This is a genomic window from Streptomyces sp. ADMS (assembly GCF_033441795.1).
Lineage (GTDB): Bacteria > Actinomycetota > Actinomycetes > Streptomycetales > Streptomycetaceae > Streptomyces.
In genome coordinates this window covers 1-1,040 of the sequence record NZ_JAVFVX010000330.1, presented here as the reverse complement: position 1 = coordinate 1,040, position 1,040 = coordinate 1, and the positions used below count along the sequence as shown (strand labels likewise).

Annotated in this window: 2 protein-coding genes; one reads left to right on the top strand and one right to left on the bottom strand. The window is 61.8% G+C overall.

Annotated features, from left to right (window positions below; genetic code table 11):
* Positions 1-696 (top strand): DUF4265 domain-containing protein (locus RB628_RS40810; RefSeq protein WP_318325694.1); only part of this gene is annotated, 696 nt, incomplete at its 5' end.
* A gap of 78 nt (positions 697-774) precedes the next feature.
* Here the strand turns inward: RB628_RS40810 and RB628_RS40805 are convergent.
* Positions 775-1,040, bottom strand: a 266-nt coding sequence (locus RB628_RS40805) for a tyrosine-type recombinase/integrase (RefSeq protein WP_318325693.1), incomplete at its 5' end; no start/stop codon positions are given.

Here is a 1,040-nt window from a genome sequence, read left to right as displayed (position 1 = left end):
CTGGCGACAACCCGAACAGAACCGATCACAACCTCAAGATCTGAGGCTGTAGTACGAGGGCCAGTGGTGGGCACGGCGGCGAGCATAATGGTGCCGTGGCCTGCCGTCGATGCAACAGAGATAAGTCCACGAAGACTATGGAAGAGTGGGACGATGAGCACAGAGAGTTCCTCGAACCCTAGCGGCGGTGAGTCAGCGTCGGAGGGTAAGCCTGAGAGGCTGTACAAGGTAGCCTTCGACCTCCCTGAAGATACAGCCCACTGGGCTCGTGCGTCTGCGGAGCGGCTCTGGACTGGGAAGACTTCCGTGAAGATGGAGGTTCAGGTTCGGAACACCCCCTTCTACGTGAAGGGTGTTGCCTTCGGGGATATCGTGCGGGTCAGGGCTGATCACGAGCGCAGGGAGTTCGTGTTCGAGGAGTTCGTTTCTGAGTCCGGTCATTCGGCGGTCCGCGTCATCATCAAAGGCGACGGCGCGGAAGGAGAAGTCGACGCCACGCTCCGCACCTTTGATTGTCCCTGGGAGATTGATGCAACCGGATCTTTGTGGGCAATCGACGTGCCGCCGCATGTTGATTACGCATCCATGAGAACCGCTCTCCTTCGTATTGCCAGTGAAGGGAAAATTGGCTTCGAAGAGAGTGCCCTTGCGCGGGCTCACCGCGACGGACTCGGATTGCCAGAGTCGGATCATTAATATGGTCCCCCAGAAGCCCCGCCGGATTACACTCCGGCGGGGCTTCTGGGGGTCTTGACGGCAACGGTGACGGCAACGTCAGCGGACGACGGCTGTGGCGGGTGGGTCGTCGGGGGCGTCGCCAGTGGGGCTGAGGGCGTCGCCGAGGGTGTCGATGGCTTGGCGCTGGAGGCGGAGGCGGACGTGGGCGTAGACGCCGGCGGTGACTCCGATGTGGGCGTGGCCGAGGAGTTCTTTGATGACGACGAGTTCGACGCCCTGTTCCAGGAGCAGGGTCGCGGTCGAGTGCCGGAGGTCGTGGGTGCGCCGTGAGGCGCTGTGTTTCGAGCGGAGGTGAAAGACCT